Origin of the sequence: Herminiimonas fonticola (genome assembly GCF_040395855.1) — a bacterium.
Lineage (GTDB): Bacteria > Pseudomonadota > Gammaproteobacteria > Burkholderiales > Burkholderiaceae_D > Oxalicibacterium > Oxalicibacterium fonticola_A.
This window is the reverse complement of record NZ_JBEBPO010000001.1, coordinates 48,858-66,155: the sequence shown is the minus strand read 5'-3', so window position 1 is coordinate 66,155 and position 17,298 is coordinate 48,858. Positions and strand designations below refer to the sequence as shown.

The window sequence follows — 17,298 nt, the reverse complement described above, 5'->3', positions numbered from 1 at the left end:
TGCAATGAAAATGACGGGAGTAGATGAAAAGCATATTGCGCCCTGCATTATGCCCTTTCGCCTGCAATCGGGTTGCTGCCGGCGCAAGCGGTGATTGTTGCCGGCGATGGAAGAAGGGCATAATTTGACGATGAGCATTGAGGCTCGTATTCAATCAACCAGTGTTTTGCCATTGCTTTTGCCAAATGTGATGCGAAGACGGATAGATTGGTGCCTTCCGCTGTCTACTTACTCCTGATTTTAAAGTGATGCCATGTCCGACAATTCCGATAGCAATTTGCCACCCGCCGCATCGACTCATCCTGACGCGCCACCACCAGACCATAATCCGCCGCCAATAGCATCCGCAGCAGAGCCGCAAGCCGCGCGCGCGCCGTCCGAGCCTTATGTGCCGGCGGCCAAAATGGAATTTGGCAGAAACAGTGCGCCAGCCTGGCAGTTGCCTGACGATACGCCGTGGAAACAAACCTGGCGTGTTTTCTCGGCGCGCCTGCAAAGCCTGTCGGATCAGGTTGGTCGCCGCTTGACGCAGCGCACGCTGAAGATAGGCGTTTCGGCGCGTATTTTTCATCCGGAAGCCGGAGCCAAGGGTTTGCAGGGGAAAACGCTGCAATATCTGGAAGAGTCCATCGCGCAATGGGTGATGTCGCGTGATGTGCTGGTACTGATGATCCCGACCGTCAATACGAATGGGATGTTGCACCCAAGCAAAATTCGTTTGCGCGACTATGCCAAGCATCTGGATGGTCTGGTGTTGCAGGGAGGTGCAGACGTTGCGCCGCAGACATATTCGCAAACTGCCACGCGTCCGGAGTGGAGTGGCGATAGTGCGCGCGATATGTATGAACTGGAGCTGCTGCATGAATTCGTCGAGGCCGGGAAGCCGGTGCTGGGTATTTGCCGTGGTTGCCAATTGATCAATGTGGCGTTCGGCGGCACGCTGTATCAGGATATTGCTTCCGATGTGCCGGAAGCGCAGCCGCACGTGAATGATTTGTACGATAGTCATCGCCACACGATTCAATTTCCGTCCGGTTCGTCTCTGGCTTCAATGTTTCCTGCGCAAGCGACGCCGCTGGTCAACTCGATTCATCACCAGGCAGTGCGCGATCTGGGGCGCGACTTGCGGGTAGAGGCCGTATCGCAAGGCGATAACATCGTCGAAGCAGTGCGCCATACCAAGTCGCGTTTTGTGATGGGGGTGCAGTGGCATCCGGAATTCCATCGCGCAGGCGGCTCCGAACTGCTGGATTGCACGCCTATCCTCGACAGTTTTCTGCGGGCGGCAAGAGAAACGCGTTTTTAATCGTTGCCGGCGGTTCGCGGCGGGGAGCAAGAAGTCCCGCTGAAAAATATTATGTTCCAACCGCTTGCAGTTGTTGACAAAGGAAGTCGACTCCCCTATAGTTTGGGGTTCCCCGCGGAGGGGTGGCCGAGTGGTTAATGGCAGCAGACTGTAAATCTGCCCTCTTACGAGTACGCTGGTTCGAATCCAGCCCCCTCCACCAAGTTTTCAGGGAAGTTTCAAGTAGTGTTGTGAAGTGGTGACCCTCGCGGGTGTAGCTCAATGGTAGAGCTGAAGCCTTCCAAGCTTATGACGAGGGTTCGATTCCCTTCACCCGCTCCAGTTTTGAAAGTTGGGCGTGCCGTAGTCAGGTATCGAACGGCTAGTAGCCCTTTTAGCTCAGTGGTAGAGCACTCCCTTGGTAAGGGAGAGGCCACGTGTTCAATCCACGTAAAGGGCACCAAAGAATTCAGTTGTTTCAGCAGTATCAGCAGATTTAATATCAGTAAGTCGGTCGGGCGTGTGCCTGAACATTCTCATCAAAATTGTTAGGAGTGCAAGATGGCAAAAGGCAAATTCGAGCGGACCAAGCCGCACGTGAATGTGGGCACAATTGGTCACGTCGATCACGGCAAGACCACACTGACGGCAGCGATTGCGACCGTATTGTCGAAGAAATTTGGTGGCGAAGCCAAAGGCTACGACCAGATCGATAACGCGCCGGAAGAAAAAGCGCGCGGCATCACGATCAACACTTCGCACGTTGAATACGAAACCACCACGCGTCACTACGCGCACGTTGACTGCCCAGGCCACGCCGACTATGTTAAAAACATGATCACCGGCGCAGCACAGATGGACGGCGCGATCCTGGTTTGTTCCGCAGCTGACGGCCCAATGCCGCAAACACGCGAACACATCCTGCTGGCACGCCAAGTTGGTGTTCCATACATCATCGTGTTCCTGAACAAATGCGACATGGTTGACGATGCAGAATTGCTCGAACTGGTCGAAATGGAAGTGCGCGAGCTCCTCTCCAAATACGAATTCCCAGGCGACGACCTGCCGATCATCAAAGGTTCGGCCAAGTTGGCACTCGAAGGCGACCAAGGTCCATTGGGCGAAGCCGCCATCATGGCACTGGCCGATGCACTCGACAGCTACATCCCAACACCAGAACGCGCAGTAGACGGCGCCTTCCTGTTGCCAGTAGAAGACGTATTCTCGATCTCCGGTCGCGGTACTGTTGTCACCGGTCGTATCGAACGCGGTATCGTCAAAGTTGGTGAAGCACTGGAAATCGTTGGTATTCGCGACACCCAAGTCACCACCTGCACAGGCGTTGAAATGTTCCGCAAATTGCTCGACCAAGGTCAAGCAGGCGACAACGTCGGCGTATTGCTGCGCGGCACCAAACGTGAAGACGTGGAACGTGGTCAAGTGCTGGCAAAACCAGGCTCGATCAAACCGCACAAACATTTCACAGGCGAAATCTACGTTCTGTCGAAAGACGAAGGCGGCCGTCACACCCCATTCTTCAACAACTACCGTCCACAGTTCTACTTCCGTACTACGGACGTGACTGGTTCGATCGAGTTGCCGAAGGATAAAGAAATGGTGATGCCAGGCGACAACGTCTCGATCACTGTGATGTTGATCAACCCGATTGCGATGGAAGAAGGTCTGCGCTTCGCAATTCGCGAAGGCGGTCGTACCGTCGGCGCCGGTGTTGTGGCTAAGATTATTGAGTAATCAATAAAACGATTTGGCGAAACTGCCATTTACTATCGCCGCGAGTGTTCACTCACTCGCGGCTCGCTCTTTTAAGGAATGAACATGTCTACAGCACCGAAATCAGCTCCAAACCAAAAGATCCGTATTCGTCTGAAAGCTTTCGATTACCGTTTGATCGATCAATCGGCACTCGAAATCGTTGATACAGCCAAGCGTACCGGCGCAGTCGTCAAAGGCCCAGTGCCATTGCCAACACGTATCCAGCGCTTTGACGTTTTGCGTTCGCCGCACGTCAACAAGACATCACGTGATCAATTCGAAATTCGTACGCACGTGCGCCTGATGGACATCGTTGATCCTACGGACAAAACAGTTGATGCATTGATGAAACTGGATTTGCCTGCTGGCGTTGATGTAGAAATCAAACTGCAGTAATTGTTTTTATAATACGGGGCGGAATATGCCCCGTATTTAAACGGCAGGCAGCAACAATTCACGCATTTATGTGTTGTGGAAGTGCTGTTTGCCAGTTATAATCTCGGGCTTCGCTGAGGATTCCCATTTGGAATCCTTGTCGCATTTCGTAGTTTTAAGTAGTTTTTATATATCAGCCCCGCCCAATCGTAGGTGGGAATGGAGAAAAAATGAACCAAAACCAAGATAAAGGCCAAGGCCTGCTTGGTCGCAAGGTTGGTATGATGCGCATCTTCACGGATGACGGGGATTCAATTCCTGTGACCGTGTTGGACGTGTCTAACAATCGTGTGACGCAAATCAAAACGCCTGACGTCGATGGTTATTCGGCTGTCCAGGTCGCTTTCGGCAGCCGCCGTGCTTCCCGTGTCAATAAAGCTTCTGCTGGGCATCACGCCAAAGCAGGTGTTGAAGCTGGCTCCGTCCTCAAAGAATTCCGTGTTTCCACTACTGCTGCTTCCGAGCTGAAAGTTGGCGATGTTATCGCTGCCAGCCTGTTCGAAGTCGGTCAAAAAGTAGATGTGCAGGGTGTGTCGATCGGTAAGGGTTACGCTGGTGTTATCAAGCGTTATCACTTCGGTTCCGGTCGCGCAACGCACGGTAACTCGCGTTCGCATAACGTTCCAGGCTCCATCGGTATGGCGCAAGATCCAGGTCGTGTTTTCCCTGGTAAGCGCATGACCGGTCACCTGGGTGATGTGACTCGCACTATGCAAAACCTTGAGATCGCTCGTATTGATGCTGATCGCCAACTGTTGTTGGTTAAGGGTGCAGTGCCAGGCGCAAAAAATGGTCAGGTGATTGTTTCGCCGGCTATTAAAGTCAAAGCAAAGAAGGGGGCTTAATTCATGGAACTCAAGCTCCTGAATGACCAAGGTCAATCGTCTTCGAACGTTGCTGCGCCAGATACCATTTTTGGCCGCGATTACAACGAAGCCCTGATTCACCAAGTCGTCGTTGCCTATCAAGCCAACGCACGCAGCGGTAATCGCAAGCAAAAAGATCGTGAAGAAGTTCATCACACAACCAAAAAGCCTTGGCGTCAAAAAGGTACGGGCCGTGCTCGTGCTGGTATGTCGTCTTCGCCTTTGTGGCGCGGCGGCGGTCGGATTTTCCCGAACTCGCCTGATGAAAACTTCTCGCACAAAGTTAACAAAAAGATGTATCGCGCAGGTCTCTGCTCGATCCTCTCGCAGTTGGCTCGTGAAGGTCGTCTCTCCGTAATCGAAAGCCTGTCGGTTGATGCGCCTAAGACCAAGCTCTTGTCGCAAAAATTGAAAGGTATGGGTCTGGATTCCGTGCTCGTCATCACTGACAGCCTGGATGAAAACCTGTTGTTGGCATCGCGCAATCTGCCTAACGTGCTGATTTGCGAGCCACGTCATGCTGATCCAGTTTCGCTGGTCTTCTACAAGAAGATCCTGATCACGAAATTGGCATTGGCCAAGATTGAGGAGATGCTGGCATGAGCGCAGTTATCAAACACAGCGAAGAACGCTTGATGAAAGTGTTGCTGGCGCCAGTTATTTCCGAGAAGGCAACTTTTGTTGCCGAGAAAAACGAGCAAGTCGTTTTCCTCGTGATGCCTGATGCGACCAAGCTGGAAATCAAAGCTGCGGTTGAGTTGCTGTTCAAGGTTCAAGTTGAATCTGTTCAAGTTGCCAATCGTCAAGGTAAGCAAAAACGTTCGGGCCGCTTCAATGGTCGTCGCAACCACACGCGTCGTGCGTTTGTTTGCCTGAAGCCTGGTCAAGAAATCAACTTCACCGAGGAGGCTAAATAATGGCACTCGTTAAAGTCAAGCCGACCTCGCCTGGTCGTCGTGGCATGGTCAAGGTCGTCAATGCCGACCTGTACAAAGGCCGTCCATTCGCAGGCTTGCTCGAAAAGAAATCGAAAACTGCCGGCCGTAACAACAACGGCCACATCACCACCCGTCATATCGGTGGTGGGCACAAGCAGCACTATCGCGTTATCGACTTCAAGCGCACCAAAGATGGTATCCCTGCGAAAGTGGAACGTATCGAATACGATCCAAACCGCACGGCGAACATTGCGCTGGTGTTGTATGCGGATGGTGAGCGTCAATACATCATCGCAACCAAAGGTATGGCTGTCGGCGATCAAGTGATGAATGGTTCGGAAGCACCGATCAAATCGGGCAACTGTTTGCCAATTCGCAATATCCCAGTCGGTACGATCATGCACTGCGTTGAAATGTTGCCTGGCAAGGGCGCGCAAATGGCGCGTACAGCTGGTGCCGGCGTGGTATTGATGGCGCGTGAAGGCGTGTACGCTCAAGTTCGCTTGCGTTCCGGTGAAGTGCGTCGTGTACACATCGAATGCCGTGCAACCGTAGGTGAAGTCGGCAATGCCGAACACAGCTTGCGTAAAATCGGTAAAGCAGGTGCGATGCGTTGGCGTGGTGTTCGTCCTACCGTTCGCGGTGTGGTCATGAACCCGGTCGATCACCCACACGGTGGTGGTGAAGGCAAAACGGCAGCAGGTCGTCATCCGGTATCGCCATGGGGCCAGCAGACTAAGGGCAAGAAGACGCGTCGCAACAAGCGCACGACTTCCATGATCGTCTCGCGCCGCGGCAAGAAATAAGGATAAGACATGACACGTTCATTGAAAAAAGGGCCGTTTTGCGACGCCCACCTGGTGAAAAAAGTCGAAACCGCGCAAGCGATCAAAGACAAAAAGCCAATCAAAACATGGTCCCGCCGTTCGACCATCATGCCGGATTTCATCGGTCTGACAATTGCTGTGCATAACGGCAAGCAACACGTCCCGGTGTATGTTTCGGAAAACATGGTTGGTCATAAACTTGGCGAATTCGCGCTGACCCGTACGTTCAAGGGCCACGCTGCTGACAAGAAGGCTAAGAAATAATGGAAACTAAAGCTATCCTCAAAGGCGTGCGCCTGTCGGATCAGAAGGGTCGTCTGGTTGCGGATCAAATCCGCGGCAAGAAAGTTGACGCTGCTCTGAACCTGCTGCAGTTCAGCCCTAAAAAAGGCGCGGCTATCATCAAGCGTGTGTTGGAGTCCGCAATTGCGAACGCCGAGCACAATGACGGTGCTGACATCGACGAATTGTTCGTGAAAACGATCTACGTTGAAAAGGGCCCGATCCTGAAGCGCTTCACAGCACGCGCTAAAGGCCGGGGTGATCGTATCTCTAAACAATCCTGTCACATTTACGTGACTGTCGGTAACTAAGGAGTCACGATGGGACAGAAGATACATCCAACCGGTTTCCGCCTTGCGGTTACACGCAACTGGGCATCGCGTTGGTATGCTGGCAATAGCAATTTTGCCACCATGCTCAACGAAGATCTCAAAGTTCGCGCATACCTGAAGACCAAACTGAAGAATGCTTCGGTTGGCCGCGTCATTATTGAGCGTCCGGCAAAAAATGCTCGCATTACAATTTACAGCTCGCGTCCTGGTGTCGTGATCGGTAAAAAAGGCGAAGACATTGAAGTATTGAAATCCGCGCTGACCAAAATGATGGGCGTGCCGGTTCATGTGAATATCGAAGAAATTCGCAAGCCTGAAACCGACGCACAACTGATCGCTGATTCGATTGCACAGCAATTGGAAAAACGCATCATGTTCCGTCGTGCAATGAAGCGCGCGATGCAAAACGCCATGCGCCTCGGCGCACAAGGTATCAAGATCATGTCGTCCGGTCGTTTGAACGGTATCGAGATCGCACGTAAAGAATGGTATCGCGAAGGTCGCGTGCCACTCCACACACTGCGTGCAGAGATCGATTACGGTTTTGGCGAAGCTGAAACCACCTACGGCATCATCGGTATCAAGGTCTGGGTCTACAAAGGCGATCGTCTGCCTAGCGGCGAACCGCCAGTCGACCTGACCAAAGAAGATGACACCAAGCGTCGTGGCCCACGCCGTGACGATGGCAAACCAAGCAGCCGTCCACGTACTGCACGCCCAGAAGGCCAACCAGGTGCTGCTGCACCAGGCGCCGCACCGGCTGCGAAACGTGTTCGTGCTAAAAAGCCGGATGCCGCTGTTGACGGTGCTGTTTCGGCTGAGAAAGCAGGAGAATAATCATGCTGCAACCAGCACGCAGAAAATATCGTAAAGAGCAAAAAGGCCGTAACACCGGTATTTCCCACTCGCGCGGCACCGCCGTATCGTTTGGCGAATTCGGTTTGAAGGCAATTGGTCGCGGTCGTATCACAGCGCGTCAAATTGAAGCGGCGCGTCGTGCAATGACGCGTCACATCAAACGTGGTGGCCGTATCTGGATTCGTATTTTCCCGGACAAGCCAATTTCGAACAAGCCTGCTGAAGTCCGTATGGGTAACGGTAAGGGTAATCCGGAATACTACGTGGCTGAGATTCAGCCAGGCAAAATGTTGTACGAGATGGATGGTGTGGACGAGGCTCTGGCACGCGAAGCGTTCCGGTTGGCTGCAGCTAAGCTGCCGCTGTTGACCACGTTCGTCGTTCGTCAAGTCGGCCAATGATAGGGGCGAACATGAAAGCATCTGAACTCCAAGGCAAAGACCAAGCGGCTTTGACCAAAGAACTGAACGATCTGCTGAAAGCGCAGTTCGGTCTGCGCATGCAGATTGCAACACAACAGCTGAACAACACGTCGCAGCTGAAAAAAGTACGTCGCGACATAGCACGTGTGAAAACGGTCATGAATCAGAAGGACGCCAAATAATGAACGATCAAGTAAAACAAGCGCTTAAGCGTACGTTGATTGGCAAAGTTGTGTCTGACAAGATGGACAAGACCGTAACCGTGCTGATCGAGCGTCACGTCAAGCATCCTTTGTACGGCAAAATCATTATGCGTTCGAACAAGTATCATGCGCACAATGAAGGCAACCAGGCAAAAGCTGGCGATACGGTCGAGATTCAAGAAGGTCGTCCGATCTCCAAGACTAAAGCCTGGACCGTGACGCGCGTTGTACAAGCTGCGCAAATAGTTTAATTAGTTGTTGCAGGCCCGCTATTTCGGTGTAATAATAGCGGGCTTCGTTCTTGCAATGTTTTGAGTTGCAGGAAAGGCAGTAAAAGTTTTGGTGCCAGGAAGTAATGGTGCTAATCGAAGTTTTAAAATCGTCCACCTCATCAGTCTGCTTTCGGCGGGCTGCCGAGACCAAGACTGACCGCAATGCGCGTTGTGTGCAAAGCGGGTTAAGTTGGGAAAGAAAACACTATGATTCAAACTGAAAGCCGGCTCGAAGTAGCCGACAACACGGGTGCTCGCGAAGTAATGTGCATCAAGGTGCTCGGCGGTTCAAAGCGCCGTTACGCAAGCATTGGCGATGTGATCAAAGTCACCGTCAAAGTTGCTGCGCCACGTGGTCGCGTGAAAAAAGGCGAAATTTATAACGCAGTTGTTGTGCGTACTGCCAAAGGTGTTCGTCGTCAAGATGGCTCCCTCGTCAAGTTCGACGGCAATGCAGCAGTTTTGCTGAATGCAAAGCTGGAACCAATTGGTACGCGTATTTTTGGACCGGTTACACGTGAACTGCGCACTGAGCGCTTCATGAAAATCGTTTCTCTCGCGCCTGAAGTTCTGTAAGGAGTCGTGATGGATAAGATTCGTAAAAGCGACGAAGTCATTGTGCTGACTGGCAAAGACAAGGGTAAGCGTGGCGTTGTGCAACGTCGCGTTGACGCTAATTACCTGGTTGTCGAGGGTGTGAACGTTGCTAAAAAAGCGACCAAGCCTAACCCGATGACAGGTGCAACTGGCGGCATCGTCGATAAGCTGATGCCAATTCATGTGTCGAATGTTGCGTTGTTCAATGCAGCAACCGGCAAGGCAGATCGTGCTGGCTTTAAAGATGTGGACGGTAAAAAAGTCCGCGTTTACAAGTCAAGCGGCGAAGCAGTGAAGGTTTAAGAGATCATGGCCCGTCTCCAAGAATTCTATAAAGAAAAAGTCGTTGGCGATTTGACCGCGAAATTCGCGTACAAGTCGGTAATGGAAGTTCCGCGCATCCTGAAGATCACCCTGAACATGGGTCTGTCGGAAGCGATTGCGGACAAAAAGATCATCGAGCACGCAGTTGGCGACTTGACCAAGATTGCAGGTCAGAAACCGGTTGTGACCAAGGCGCGTAAAGCGATTGCGGGTTTCAAAATCCGTGAAGGTTATCCAATCGGTTGTATGGTGACTTTGCGTGGCGCTCAGATGTACGAATTCCTTGATCGCTTTATTACGGTTGCGTTGCCACGTGTGCGCGATTTCCGTGGTATTTCGGGTAAGGCATTCGATGGTCGTGGTAACTACAATATCGGTGTGAAAGAGCAGATCATTTTCCCCGAAATTGAATACGACAAAATTGATGCATTGCGTGGTATGAATATCAGTATCACGACAACTGCAAAGACCGACGATGAAGCAAAAGCGCTTCTCGCCGCATTTAAATTTCCGTTCAGAAACTGAGGTTGCCATGGCAAAACTGGCACTGATTAACCGTGAACAAAAGCGTGCAGACCTGGTGAAGAAATACGCCGGCAAACGCGCTGAGTTGAAGGCAATCATTGATGACCAATCGAAGTCGGAAGAAGAGCGCTACGAAGCGCGCCTGAAATTGCAGGCGTTGCCACGTAACTCGGCTCCTACTCGTCAACGTAACCGTTGCGCTTTGACTGGTCGCCCGCGTGGCACTTTCCGTAAGTTCGGTTTGGGCCGTATTAAGCTCCGTGAAATCGCCATGCGTGGTGAAATTCCGGGTATGACTAAAGCCAGCTGGTAATAGGAGAATAAGCAATGAGTATGAGCGATCCTATCGCCGATATGCTGACCCGTATCCGCAATGCGCAAGTTGTGCAAAAAACGTCGGTGGCAATGCCATCGTCGAAAGTCAAAATTGCCATCGCCAACGTCCTGCGTGACGAGGGTTACATTGAAGACTACGCCGTGACAGAAGATGCTGGTAAGGCAGAACTGAAAATCGGTTTGAAATATTATGCCGGTCGTCCAGTTATCGAGCGTTTGGAGCGTGTGTCCCGTCCAGGGTTGCGCGTCTACAAAGGCAAAGATGACATTCCAAACGTCATGAACGGTTTGGGTGTGGCGATTGTGTCGACACCTAAGGGTGTCATGACTGACCGCAAAGCGCGCGCAACCGGTGTCGGTGGCGAAGTTATTTGCTACGTCGCCTAAGGAGTGCAATATGTCTCGTGTAGGTAAAATGCCGATTGCACTGCCTAGTGGCGCGGAAGCGACCATTACTGCAGCGCAAATTACAGTTAAAGGCCCGTTGGGCTCCTTGTCCCAGGCATTGAATGGCCTGGTGCAAATCGAGAACGCTAGCGGTACATTGAATTTCAAGCCAGCTAACGACAGCCGCGAAGCAAATGCGATGTCGGGTACCTTGCGCGCATTGGTCAATAACATGGTCAATGGCGTAACCAAAGGCTTTGAAAAGAAATTGACGCTGGTTGGTGTTGGTTTCCGTGCTGCAGCGCAAGGCGACAAGTTGAATCTTTCCTTGGGCTTCTCGCATCCGGTCGTTCACTCGATGCCAGCTGGTATCAAGGTTGAGACGCCGACCCAGACCGAGATCCTGATTAAAGGGATTGATCGCCAAAGCGTTGGTCAGGTAGCTGCTGAAGTCCGTGCTTACCGTCCGCCTGAGCCATATAAAGGCAAGGGCGTTCGTTATTCGGACGAAGTGGTTGTGATTAAAGAAACCAAGAAGAAGTAAGGGTTGACGATGGATAAGAAACAATCACGTCTGCGCCGCGGACGCCAAACTCGGGCCAAGATCGCCGAGTTGAAGGTTATCCGCCTGGCAGTGCATCGCACCAACTTGCACATCTACGCGAGCATCATCGGACCGGATGCCAAAATACTGGCTTCTGCTTCGACCGCTGAAGCTGAAGTGCGTAAAGAGTTGGCTGGCCAATCGGGCGCAGGCGGTAACGTTGCCGCAGCTGCACTGGTCGGTAAGCGCGTTGCAGAAAAAGCACTGAAAGCAGGAATCGCCGAAGTTGCGTTCGATCGCTCCGGTTTCCGTTACCACGGCCGCGTTAAAGCAGTTGCTGAAGCTGCGCGTGAAGCTGGTCTGAAGTTCTAAGGAAGAATCGTCATGGCAAAAATGCAATCGAAAATGCAAAGCGAGAAGCCGGACGACGGCATGCGCGAAAAAATGATCGCGGTCAACCGTGTGACCAAAGTGGTCAAGGGTGGTCGTATCATGGGTTTCGCAGCACTCGCAGTCGTTGGTGATGGCGATGGCCGCATCGGTATGGGTAAAGGCAAGTCGAAAGAAGTGCCAGTAGCCGTACAGAAAGCTATGGAAGAAGCACGCCGCAAAATGATCAAAGTCACGTTGAAAAACGGTACTTTGCAACATACGGTTACCGGCAAGCACGGCGCGTCGTCAGTTTTGATGCTGCCAGCCAAAGACGGTACCGGTGTGATTGCCGGCGGTCCAATGCGCGCAATTTTTGAAGTAATGGGTGTAACGAACGTAGTGGCGAAATCCACTGGCTCGACCAACCCTTACAACATGGTTCGTGCGACGCTGGAAGGCTTGGCAAAAATGAATACAGCTTCGGAAATTGCAGCGAAACGCGGCAAATCTGTCGAAGAAATTCTGGGCTAAGGTGAGCACTATGGCAAATACAGTCAAAGTTAAATTGGTCAAAGGTCTGATCGGCACACGCGAAACACATCGTGCTACCGTTCGCGGCCTTGGCTTGCGCGGTATCAATTCGGTTTCCGAGTTGGAAGATACGCCGGCAGTTCGCGGCATGATTAATAAAGTATCGTACCTTGTGAAAGTGGTGTCGTAAGCTTCGGCTTGCACACGGAGAACATCATGGAATTGAATACTATTCAACCAGCAGACGGCGCCAAGCACTACAAGCGTCGCGTCGGTCGCGGTATCGGCTCCGGCCTGGGCAAGACAGCCGGCCGTGGTCACAAAGGTCAAAAATCCCGTTCAGGCGGTTTTCATAAAGTCGGTTTCGAAGGCGGTCAAATGCCTTTGCAACGTCGTTTGCCTAAGCGCGGTTTCAAATCGCTGGCAACGCCATACAAAGCAGAAGTTCGCTTGTCCGACCTGGAAGCATTGCCAGTAACGGAAATCGATATCCTGGCATTGAAACAAGCTGGCGTTATCGGTGAACTGGCACGTGTCGTTCGCGTGATCCTGTCCGGTGAGCTCACTAAAAAAGTGACACTCAAAGGCCTGATCGCGACAAAAGGCGCAAAAGCAGCGATCGAAGCCGCTGGCGGTTCGGTTGCTTAAGTTTAGTCTGATAACGGAGTAAATAGTGGCAACTACTCCTCAGCTTGCTAAGGGTGCATCCAGTGGTTTTCCATGGAATCGCCTGTGGTTTTTGCTTGGTGCGTTGATCGTATTCCGCATTGGCGCGCACATTCCTGTCCCGGGGATCAATCCGGACGAATTGGCGCAGTTGTTCAAGCAGAATCAAGGCGGCATCCTGGGCATGTTCAACATGTTCTCCGGTGGCGCGTTGTCCCGCTTTACAGTATTTGCGCTCGGCATCATGCCTTACATTTCTGCATCGATCATCATGCAGTTAATGTCGGTAGTGTCGCCGCAGATGGAAGCGTTGAAGAAAGAAGGCGAAGCCGGCCGTCGAAAGATTACGCAGTACACGCGCTACGGCACGTTGTTGCTGGCGACTTTCCAGGGTTTGGGTATTGCTGTTGCATTGGAGTCGCAAGCTAATCTGGTCATTGATCCAGGTATGGCGTTCCGTCTGACAACAGTAATTACGCTGGTTACCGGCACGATGTTCTTGATGTGGTTGGGCGAGCAAATTACCGAGCGCGGTTTGGGCAACGGTATCTCGATCATCATTTTTGCAGGTATTGCGGCAGGTTTGCCAACAGCAGTTGCCGGTTTGTTTGAATTGGTACGTACCGGTTCGATGAATGCATTGTCGGCGATTCTGATCTGTCTGGTAGTTGCAGCGGTTACCTATCTGGTTGTGTTCATTGAACGCGGTCAGCGCAAGATTCTGGTGAACTACGCCAAGCGTCAAGTTGGTAACAAGATTTACGGTGGTCAAAGCAGTCATTTGCCACTGAAGCTGAATATGGCTGGTGTGATTCCTCCAATTTTCGCTTCGTCGATCATTCTGTTTCCGGCGACGATTACGAGTTGGTTCACATCAGGCGAAACGACCAGCCCGGTTGTTCGTTTCCTGAAAGATTTGGCTGCATCGATGGCGCCTGGTGAACCGATACATGCACTGTTGTATGCTGCTGCGATTGTTTTCTTCTGCTTCTTCTATACCGCACTGGTATTCAACAGCAAAGAAACAGCCGATAATTTGAAGAAGAGTGGTGCGTTTGTTCCGGGTATTCGTCCTGGCGATCAAACCGCTCGGTACATTGACAAGATTTTGACTCGGTTGACGTTGGCTGGCGCGGTCTACATTACGCTGGTTTGTTTGTTGCCTGAGTTCCTGATTGCTCGTTGGAAGGTGCCGTTCTACTTCGGTGGAACATCGCTTCTGATTATTGTAGTGGTAACGATGGATTTCATGGCGCAAGTACAAAACTACGTGATGTCCCAACAGTATGAGTCGTTACTCCGCAAGGCAAACTTCAAGGGCGGAATTCCGACGCGTTAAGCGCGAGGAAAACGAAACGAATGGCAAAAGACGACGTAATCCAAATGCAGGGGGAGATTCTAGAAAATCTCCCAAACGCAACATTTCGAGTCAAGTTGGAAAATGGGCACGTAGTGCTTGGTCATATTTCAGGGAAAATGCGCATGAACTATATTCGCATTCTGCCTGGCGACAAGGTGACGGTAGAGTTGACGCCTTATGATCTAAGCAGGGCACGAATCGTGTTCCGTACTAAGTAACTTTAAAACGAATCAAGAACTGTAAGGAAGAGGGCAAAAATGAAAGTGCTCGCATCAGTCAAGCGGATCTGCCGCAACTGTAAGATCATCAAGCGCAAGGGCGTCGTTCGAGTAATTTGCATCGAACCGCGTCATAAGCAGCGCCAAGGTTAATTTAACGTTATTGATTGAGGAATAACGAATGGCACGTATCGCAGGGGTAAACGTACCCAATCATCAACATACCGTAATCGGTCTGACCGCTATTTATGGTATTGGCCGCCCACGTGCGCAAAAAATTTGCGACACAACTGGTGTTCTGACCACTAAAAAGGTCAAAGATCTGGACGATAGCGAACTGGAAAAGCTGCGCGATGAAATTGCAAAATTCATCGTAGAAGGCGATCTGCGTCGTGAAATCTCGATGAACATCAAGCGCCTGATGGACTTGGGTTGCTATCGTGGTATGCGTCACCGCAAAGGCTTGCCTTGCCGTGGTCAACGCACACGTACAAATGCTCGTACTCGCAAGGGTCCGCGTAAAGCAGCGCAATCGCTGAAAAAATAATCCTAGCGCAGTTTGACTAGTCGTCGGATTCAAGGAAAGAATTATGGCAAAAGCACCTAATAACGCCGCATCAGCACGCGTGCGTAAGAAAGTTAAAAAGAACGTTGCTGAAGGCATCGCGCACATCCACGCGTCTTTCAACAACACCATCATCACGATCACCGATCGTCAAGGCAATGCGCTGTCATGGGCAACGTCTGGCGGTGCAGGTTTCAAGGGTTCGCGTAAATCGACCCCGTTTGCAGCGCAGGTTGCAGCTGAAGCCGCCGGCAAGGTCGCGATCGAATGCGGTATCAAGAATCTGGAAGTGCGCATCAAGGGCCCAGGTCCAGGTCGCGAATCTTCGGTTCGTGCGTTGAACAATCTCGGTATCAAAATTACCCAGATTCAAGACGTCACACCAGTGCCGCATAACGGTTGCCGCCCACCAAAGCGTCGTCGTATCTAAGTATTCGTTGCAACGGTAGTCTGTTGTACCGTAATTTGCCCGCCAATGACCTTGGCGGGTTTTGTTCTTAAGTAAGCCCACTGTCTGATTGCAAGTCGACCAGACTAGCGCTCAATGAATTTGAATTTGATCTTCAGAAATTCATTCGGGGCGTCATACATTTAAAGGAAATTCTCGTGGCACGTTATATTGGACCTAAAGCAAAACTCTCTCGTCGTGAAGGTACCGACCTTTTCCTGAAAAGCGCACGTCGTTCGCTGGACTCGAAATGCAAACTTGATTCGAAACCTGGTCAACATGGTCGCACTTCCGGTGCTCGTACCTCTGACTACGGCAATCAATTGCGTGAGAAGCAAAAAGTAAAACGCATGTACGGCATTCTGGAACGTCAATTCCGCCGTTACTTTGCTGAAGCTGATCGTCGTAAAGGCAACACCGGTGAAACACTGTTGAAGTTGCTGGAAGCGCGCCTGGACAACGTTGTATATCGTATGGGTTTCGGTTCGACACGTGCTGAAGGCCGTCAATTGGTCTCGCACAAGGCGTTCACCGTCAACGGTATCGTTGTCAACATCGCTTCGTATCAAGTTAAACCAGGCGATATCATCGCCGTTCGTGAAAAAGCGAAAAAGCAAGTGCGTATCGTTGAAGCACTGTCGCTGGCAGAACAAATCGGTCTGCCATCGTGGGTTGCTGTTGATGCGAAAAAAATGGAAGGTACTTTCAAGTCCGCTCCAGATCGCAGCGAAATCGCTAACGACGTCAACGAATCGCTGATCGTCGAATTGTATTCCCGTTAATACTGAATCCCCGGCCCACCTTCTGGTGGGCTTTTCTCGTAATGCCATCAGCCTTATCGGTGTAATGAGCCGAGGGTATTGAAAAGGACATTTCATGCAAAACAGTTTGTTGAAGCCACGTATTATTGAAGTCGAAGTACTCGGTGCAGGTCACGCCAAAGTCGTCATGGAGCCGTTTGAACGCGGTTACGGTCATACGCTGGGTAACGCGCTGCGTCGCGTCCTGTTGTCTTCGATGGTTGGCTACGCGCCGACAGAAGTCACGATCGCTGGCGTCGTGCACGAATATTCGTCACTCGACGGCGTGCAGGAAGACGTCGTGGACCTGCTGTTGAATCTGAAGGGCGTTGTGTTCAAGTTGCACAACCGCGACGATGTCACGCTGACTTTGAAAAAAGAAGGCGAAGGCGCTGTGCTGGCTTCCGATATCGAATTGCCACACGACGTAGAACTCGTTAATCCGGATCACGTGATTGCTCACCTGACCGCCGGCGGCAAACTCGACATGCAGATCAAAGTCGAAAAAGGCCGTGGCTATGTGCCAGGTAACGTGCGTCGTTTGTCCGAAGATACCAACAAGACCATTGGTCGTATCATTCTGGACGCTTCGTTCTCGCCAGTTCGCCGCGTTTCGTACGCTGTTGAATCGGCTCGCGTTGAGCAACGTACCGATCTGGACAAGCTGGTCATCAACATCGAAACCAACGGCGTGATCACACCTGAAGAAGCGATTCGTCAATCGGCTCGTGTTCTGGTTGATCAGTTGAATGTATTCGCTGCGCTGGAAGGCACAGAAGCACCTGCAGATGCACCTTCACGTGCACCAGCAGTCGATCCTATCCTGTTACGCCCAGTGGATGATCTGGAACTCACAGTTCGTTCGGCTAACTGCCTCAAAGCAGAAAACATTTACTACATTGGCGATCTGATCCAGCGTAGCGAAAACGAACTGCTCAAAACGCCTAACCTCGGCCGTAAATCCCTGAATGAAATCAAGGAAGTACTGGCATCCCGTGGTTTGACACTGGGCATGAAACTCGAAAACTGGCCGCCAGCCGGTTTGGAGAAGTAATTTTTGCCGGGACAGAGACAACTCTGTCCCGATGAATTTGTAGTAGAATCCGTCGTCGTAAAAATTATAGATACCGGT

The 17,298-nt window shown here is 51.5% G+C and carries 30 protein-coding genes and 3 tRNA genes; all 33 read left to right on the top strand.

Annotated features, from left to right (window positions below; all coding sequences use genetic code 11):
• The first annotated feature begins 253 nt into the window (after positions 1–253).
• The 33 genes from ABWP27_RS00380 (at position 254) to ABWP27_RS00220 (ending at position 17,220) form a co-directional block, all read left to right on the top strand.
• A complete protein-coding gene (locus tag ABWP27_RS00380) occupies positions 254–1,306 on the top strand; it encodes a gamma-glutamyl-gamma-aminobutyrate hydrolase family protein (RefSeq protein ID WP_353152253.1) in 1,053 nt (350 codons plus the stop codon).
• A gap of 116 nt (positions 1,307–1,422) precedes the next feature.
• A tRNA-Tyr gene (locus ABWP27_RS00375) sits at positions 1,423–1,508 on the top strand.
• Between the two features lie 45 nt (positions 1,509–1,553).
• Positions 1,554–1,627 (top strand) — tRNA-Gly (locus tag ABWP27_RS00370).
• Between the two features lie 46 nt (positions 1,628–1,673).
• Positions 1,674–1,748, top strand: a tRNA-Thr gene (locus ABWP27_RS00365).
• A 98-nt stretch (positions 1,749–1,846) separates the two neighbouring features.
• On the top strand, positions 1,847–3,037 hold the full coding sequence (tuf, locus tag ABWP27_RS00360; protein WP_353152251.1) for an elongation factor Tu: 1,191 nt from the start codon (positions 1,847–1,849) through the stop codon (positions 3,035–3,037).
• Between the two features lie 84 nt (positions 3,038–3,121).
• Entirely contained in the window at positions 3,122–3,454 is a 333-nt protein-coding gene (gene rpsJ, locus ABWP27_RS00355; RefSeq protein WP_012081250.1) for a 30S ribosomal protein S10, read from the top strand.
• A gap of 209 nt (positions 3,455–3,663) precedes the next feature.
• Positions 3,664–4,338, top strand: a complete 675-nt coding sequence (rplC, locus tag ABWP27_RS00350) for a 50S ribosomal protein L3 (protein ID WP_353152249.1) — start codon at positions 3,664–3,666, stop codon at positions 4,336–4,338.
• A gap of 3 nt (positions 4,339–4,341) precedes the next feature.
• Positions 4,342–4,962 carry a 50S ribosomal protein L4 gene (gene rplD, locus ABWP27_RS00345; RefSeq protein ID WP_011872527.1) on the top strand — a complete coding sequence of 207 codons (621 nt, stop codon included), beginning with the start codon at positions 4,342–4,344 and terminating at the stop codon, positions 4,960–4,962.
• Positions 4,959–5,276 (top strand): 50S ribosomal protein L23, encoded by a 318-nt coding sequence (rplW, locus tag ABWP27_RS00340; protein WP_011872526.1) that lies wholly within the window; start codon positions 4,959–4,961, stop codon positions 5,274–5,276. The genes rplD and rplW overlap by 4 nt, the downstream gene beginning before the upstream one ends.
• Positions 5,276–6,103 (top strand): 50S ribosomal protein L2, encoded by an 828-nt coding sequence (gene rplB, locus ABWP27_RS00335; RefSeq protein WP_353152246.1) that lies wholly within the window; start codon positions 5,276–5,278, stop codon positions 6,101–6,103. Before rplW ends, rplB begins: the two co-directional genes overlap by 1 nt.
• A 9-nt stretch (positions 6,104–6,112) precedes the next feature.
• The gene (gene rpsS / locus ABWP27_RS00330; protein WP_008113170.1) at positions 6,113–6,388 is read left to right on the top strand and encodes a 30S ribosomal protein S19; all 276 of its coding nucleotides are present in this window, start codon (positions 6,113–6,115) and stop codon (positions 6,386–6,388) included.
• A complete protein-coding gene (gene rplV, locus ABWP27_RS00325) occupies positions 6,385–6,717 on the top strand; it encodes a 50S ribosomal protein L22 (RefSeq protein ID WP_304780203.1) in 333 nt (110 codons plus the stop codon). The genes rpsS and rplV overlap by 4 nt, the downstream gene beginning before the upstream one ends.
• 9 nt (positions 6,718–6,726) lie before the next feature.
• Positions 6,727–7,575 carry a 30S ribosomal protein S3 gene (gene rpsC / locus ABWP27_RS00320; RefSeq protein ID WP_353152244.1) on the top strand — a complete coding sequence of 283 codons (849 nt, stop codon included), beginning with the start codon at positions 6,727–6,729 and terminating at the stop codon, positions 7,573–7,575.
• Positions 7,576–7,577: 2 nt separating this feature from the next.
• Positions 7,578–7,997 carry a 50S ribosomal protein L16 gene (gene rplP / locus ABWP27_RS00315; protein WP_011872522.1) on the top strand — a complete coding sequence of 140 codons (420 nt, stop codon included), beginning with the start codon at positions 7,578–7,580 and terminating at the stop codon, positions 7,995–7,997.
• Between the two features lie 11 nt (positions 7,998–8,008).
• A complete protein-coding gene (gene rpmC, locus ABWP27_RS00310) occupies positions 8,009–8,200 on the top strand; it encodes a 50S ribosomal protein L29 (RefSeq protein WP_011872521.1) in 192 nt (63 codons plus the stop codon).
• Positions 8,200–8,472, top strand: coding sequence for a 30S ribosomal protein S17 (gene rpsQ / locus ABWP27_RS00305; RefSeq protein ID WP_011872520.1), 273 nt, complete (start codon positions 8,200–8,202; stop codon positions 8,470–8,472). The genes rpmC and rpsQ overlap by 1 nt, the downstream gene beginning before the upstream one ends.
• Positions 8,473–8,700: 228 nt before the next feature.
• Positions 8,701–9,069: a 50S ribosomal protein L14 gene (rplN, locus tag ABWP27_RS00300; RefSeq protein WP_014004403.1), complete on the top strand. Its 369-nt coding sequence runs from the start codon at positions 8,701–8,703 to the stop codon at positions 9,067–9,069.
• A gap of 9 nt (positions 9,070–9,078) precedes the next feature.
• Positions 9,079–9,393 carry a 50S ribosomal protein L24 gene (gene rplX / locus ABWP27_RS00295; protein ID WP_011872518.1) on the top strand — a complete coding sequence of 105 codons (315 nt, stop codon included), beginning with the start codon at positions 9,079–9,081 and terminating at the stop codon, positions 9,391–9,393.
• 6 nt (positions 9,394–9,399) lie between these two features.
• Positions 9,400–9,939: a 50S ribosomal protein L5 gene (gene rplE, locus ABWP27_RS00290; RefSeq protein WP_353152240.1), complete on the top strand. Its 540-nt coding sequence runs from the start codon at positions 9,400–9,402 to the stop codon at positions 9,937–9,939.
• Positions 9,940–9,946: 7 nt separating this feature from the next.
• Positions 9,947–10,252: a 30S ribosomal protein S14 gene (rpsN, locus tag ABWP27_RS00285; RefSeq protein WP_353152238.1), complete on the top strand. Its 306-nt coding sequence runs from the start codon at positions 9,947–9,949 to the stop codon at positions 10,250–10,252.
• 14 nt (positions 10,253–10,266) lie between these two features.
• Positions 10,267–10,662, top strand: a complete 396-nt coding sequence (gene rpsH, locus ABWP27_RS00280; RefSeq protein WP_353152236.1) for a 30S ribosomal protein S8 — start codon at positions 10,267–10,269, stop codon at positions 10,660–10,662.
• 10 nt (positions 10,663–10,672) lie between these two features.
• Positions 10,673–11,206, top strand: coding sequence for a 50S ribosomal protein L6 (gene rplF, locus ABWP27_RS00275; protein WP_353152234.1), 534 nt, complete (start codon positions 10,673–10,675; stop codon positions 11,204–11,206).
• Positions 11,207–11,215: 9 nt separating this feature from the next.
• Complete coding sequence (rplR, locus tag ABWP27_RS00270; RefSeq protein ID WP_011872513.1) at positions 11,216–11,578, top strand: 50S ribosomal protein L18; 363 nt, start codon at positions 11,216–11,218, stop codon at positions 11,576–11,578.
• A gap of 12 nt (positions 11,579–11,590) precedes the next feature.
• On the top strand, positions 11,591–12,109 hold the full coding sequence (gene rpsE, locus ABWP27_RS00265; RefSeq protein WP_353152231.1) for a 30S ribosomal protein S5: 519 nt from the start codon (positions 11,591–11,593) through the stop codon (positions 12,107–12,109).
• A 10-nt stretch (positions 12,110–12,119) separates the two neighbouring features.
• The gene (gene rpmD / locus ABWP27_RS00260) at positions 12,120–12,299 is read left to right on the top strand and encodes a 50S ribosomal protein L30 (protein ID WP_011872511.1); all 180 of its coding nucleotides are present in this window, start codon (positions 12,120–12,122) and stop codon (positions 12,297–12,299) included.
• 26 nt (positions 12,300–12,325) lie between these two features.
• Entirely contained in the window at positions 12,326–12,757 is a 432-nt protein-coding gene (rplO, locus tag ABWP27_RS00255; protein WP_011872510.1) for a 50S ribosomal protein L15, read from the top strand.
• A gap of 25 nt (positions 12,758–12,782) precedes the next feature.
• A complete protein-coding gene (gene secY / locus ABWP27_RS00250; protein ID WP_353152229.1) occupies positions 12,783–14,114 on the top strand; it encodes a preprotein translocase subunit SecY in 1,332 nt (443 codons plus the stop codon).
• A 20-nt stretch (positions 14,115–14,134) separates the two neighbouring features.
• Positions 14,135–14,353 carry a translation initiation factor IF-1 gene (gene infA / locus ABWP27_RS00245; protein WP_005663428.1) on the top strand — a complete coding sequence of 73 codons (219 nt, stop codon included), beginning with the start codon at positions 14,135–14,137 and terminating at the stop codon, positions 14,351–14,353.
• Positions 14,354–14,392: 39 nt separating this feature from the next.
• A complete protein-coding gene (gene rpmJ, locus ABWP27_RS00240) occupies positions 14,393–14,506 on the top strand; it encodes a 50S ribosomal protein L36 (protein ID WP_012081231.1) in 114 nt (37 codons plus the stop codon).
• 28 nt (positions 14,507–14,534) lie between these two features.
• Positions 14,535–14,900, top strand: coding sequence for a 30S ribosomal protein S13 (gene rpsM, locus ABWP27_RS00235; protein WP_353152226.1), 366 nt, complete (start codon positions 14,535–14,537; stop codon positions 14,898–14,900).
• Between the two features lie 43 nt (positions 14,901–14,943).
• Positions 14,944–15,348, top strand: coding sequence for a 30S ribosomal protein S11 (gene rpsK, locus ABWP27_RS00230; protein ID WP_112990613.1), 405 nt, complete (start codon positions 14,944–14,946; stop codon positions 15,346–15,348).
• Positions 15,349–15,524: 176 nt separating this feature from the next.
• Positions 15,525–16,148: a 30S ribosomal protein S4 gene (gene rpsD, locus ABWP27_RS00225; protein ID WP_353152223.1), complete on the top strand. Its 624-nt coding sequence runs from the start codon at positions 15,525–15,527 to the stop codon at positions 16,146–16,148.
• 94 nt (positions 16,149–16,242) lie between these two features.
• Positions 16,243–17,220, top strand: coding sequence for a DNA-directed RNA polymerase subunit alpha (locus ABWP27_RS00220; RefSeq protein WP_011872505.1), 978 nt, complete (start codon positions 16,243–16,245; stop codon positions 17,218–17,220).
• Positions 17,221–17,298: the final 78 nt, after the last annotated feature.

Bases quoted from the DNA above. Each gene is read 5' to 3' on its own strand.
- ABWP27_RS00380 (WP_353152253.1), top strand. From the start codon at position 254: ATGTCCGACAATTCCGATAGCAATTTGCCACCCGCCGCATCGACTCAT.
- tuf (WP_353152251.1), top strand. From the start codon at position 1,847: ATGGCAAAAGGCAAATTCGAGCGGACCAAGCCGCACGTGAATGTGGGC.
- rpsJ (WP_012081250.1), top strand. From the start codon at position 3,122: ATGTCTACAGCACCGAAATCAGCTCCAAACCAAAAGATCCGTATTCGT.
- rplC (WP_353152249.1), top strand. From the start codon at position 3,664: ATGAACCAAAACCAAGATAAAGGCCAAGGCCTGCTTGGTCGCAAGGTT.
- rplD (WP_011872527.1), top strand. From the start codon at position 4,342: ATGGAACTCAAGCTCCTGAATGACCAAGGTCAATCGTCTTCGAACGTT.
- rplW (WP_011872526.1), top strand. From the start codon at position 4,959: ATGAGCGCAGTTATCAAACACAGCGAAGAACGCTTGATGAAAGTGTTG.
- rplB (WP_353152246.1), top strand. From the start codon at position 5,276: ATGGCACTCGTTAAAGTCAAGCCGACCTCGCCTGGTCGTCGTGGCATG.
- rpsS (WP_008113170.1), top strand. From the start codon at position 6,113: ATGACACGTTCATTGAAAAAAGGGCCGTTTTGCGACGCCCACCTGGTG.
- rpsC (WP_353152244.1), top strand. From the start codon at position 6,727: ATGGGACAGAAGATACATCCAACCGGTTTCCGCCTTGCGGTTACACGC.
- rplP (WP_011872522.1), top strand. From the start codon at position 7,578: ATGCTGCAACCAGCACGCAGAAAATATCGTAAAGAGCAAAAAGGCCGT.
- rpmC (WP_011872521.1), top strand. From the start codon at position 8,009: ATGAAAGCATCTGAACTCCAAGGCAAAGACCAAGCGGCTTTGACCAAA.
- rpsQ (WP_011872520.1), top strand. From the start codon at position 8,200: ATGAACGATCAAGTAAAACAAGCGCTTAAGCGTACGTTGATTGGCAAA.
- rplN (WP_014004403.1), top strand. From the start codon at position 8,701: ATGATTCAAACTGAAAGCCGGCTCGAAGTAGCCGACAACACGGGTGCT.
- rplX (WP_011872518.1), top strand. From the start codon at position 9,079: ATGGATAAGATTCGTAAAAGCGACGAAGTCATTGTGCTGACTGGCAAA.
- rplE (WP_353152240.1), top strand. From the start codon at position 9,400: ATGGCCCGTCTCCAAGAATTCTATAAAGAAAAAGTCGTTGGCGATTTG.
- rpsN (WP_353152238.1), top strand. From the start codon at position 9,947: ATGGCAAAACTGGCACTGATTAACCGTGAACAAAAGCGTGCAGACCTG.
- rpsH (WP_353152236.1), top strand. From the start codon at position 10,267: ATGAGTATGAGCGATCCTATCGCCGATATGCTGACCCGTATCCGCAAT.
- rplF (WP_353152234.1), top strand. From the start codon at position 10,673: ATGTCTCGTGTAGGTAAAATGCCGATTGCACTGCCTAGTGGCGCGGAA.
- rplR (WP_011872513.1), top strand. From the start codon at position 11,216: ATGGATAAGAAACAATCACGTCTGCGCCGCGGACGCCAAACTCGGGCC.
- rpsE (WP_353152231.1), top strand. From the start codon at position 11,591: ATGGCAAAAATGCAATCGAAAATGCAAAGCGAGAAGCCGGACGACGGC.
- rpmD (WP_011872511.1), top strand. From the start codon at position 12,120: ATGGCAAATACAGTCAAAGTTAAATTGGTCAAAGGTCTGATCGGCACA.
- rplO (WP_011872510.1), top strand. From the start codon at position 12,326: ATGGAATTGAATACTATTCAACCAGCAGACGGCGCCAAGCACTACAAG.
- infA (WP_005663428.1), top strand. From the start codon at position 14,135: ATGGCAAAAGACGACGTAATCCAAATGCAGGGGGAGATTCTAGAAAAT.
- rpmJ (WP_012081231.1), top strand. From the start codon at position 14,393: ATGAAAGTGCTCGCATCAGTCAAGCGGATCTGCCGCAACTGTAAGATC.
- rpsM (WP_353152226.1), top strand. From the start codon at position 14,535: ATGGCACGTATCGCAGGGGTAAACGTACCCAATCATCAACATACCGTA.
- rpsK (WP_112990613.1), top strand. From the start codon at position 14,944: ATGGCAAAAGCACCTAATAACGCCGCATCAGCACGCGTGCGTAAGAAA.
- ABWP27_RS00220 (WP_011872505.1), top strand. From the start codon at position 16,243: ATGCAAAACAGTTTGTTGAAGCCACGTATTATTGAAGTCGAAGTACTC.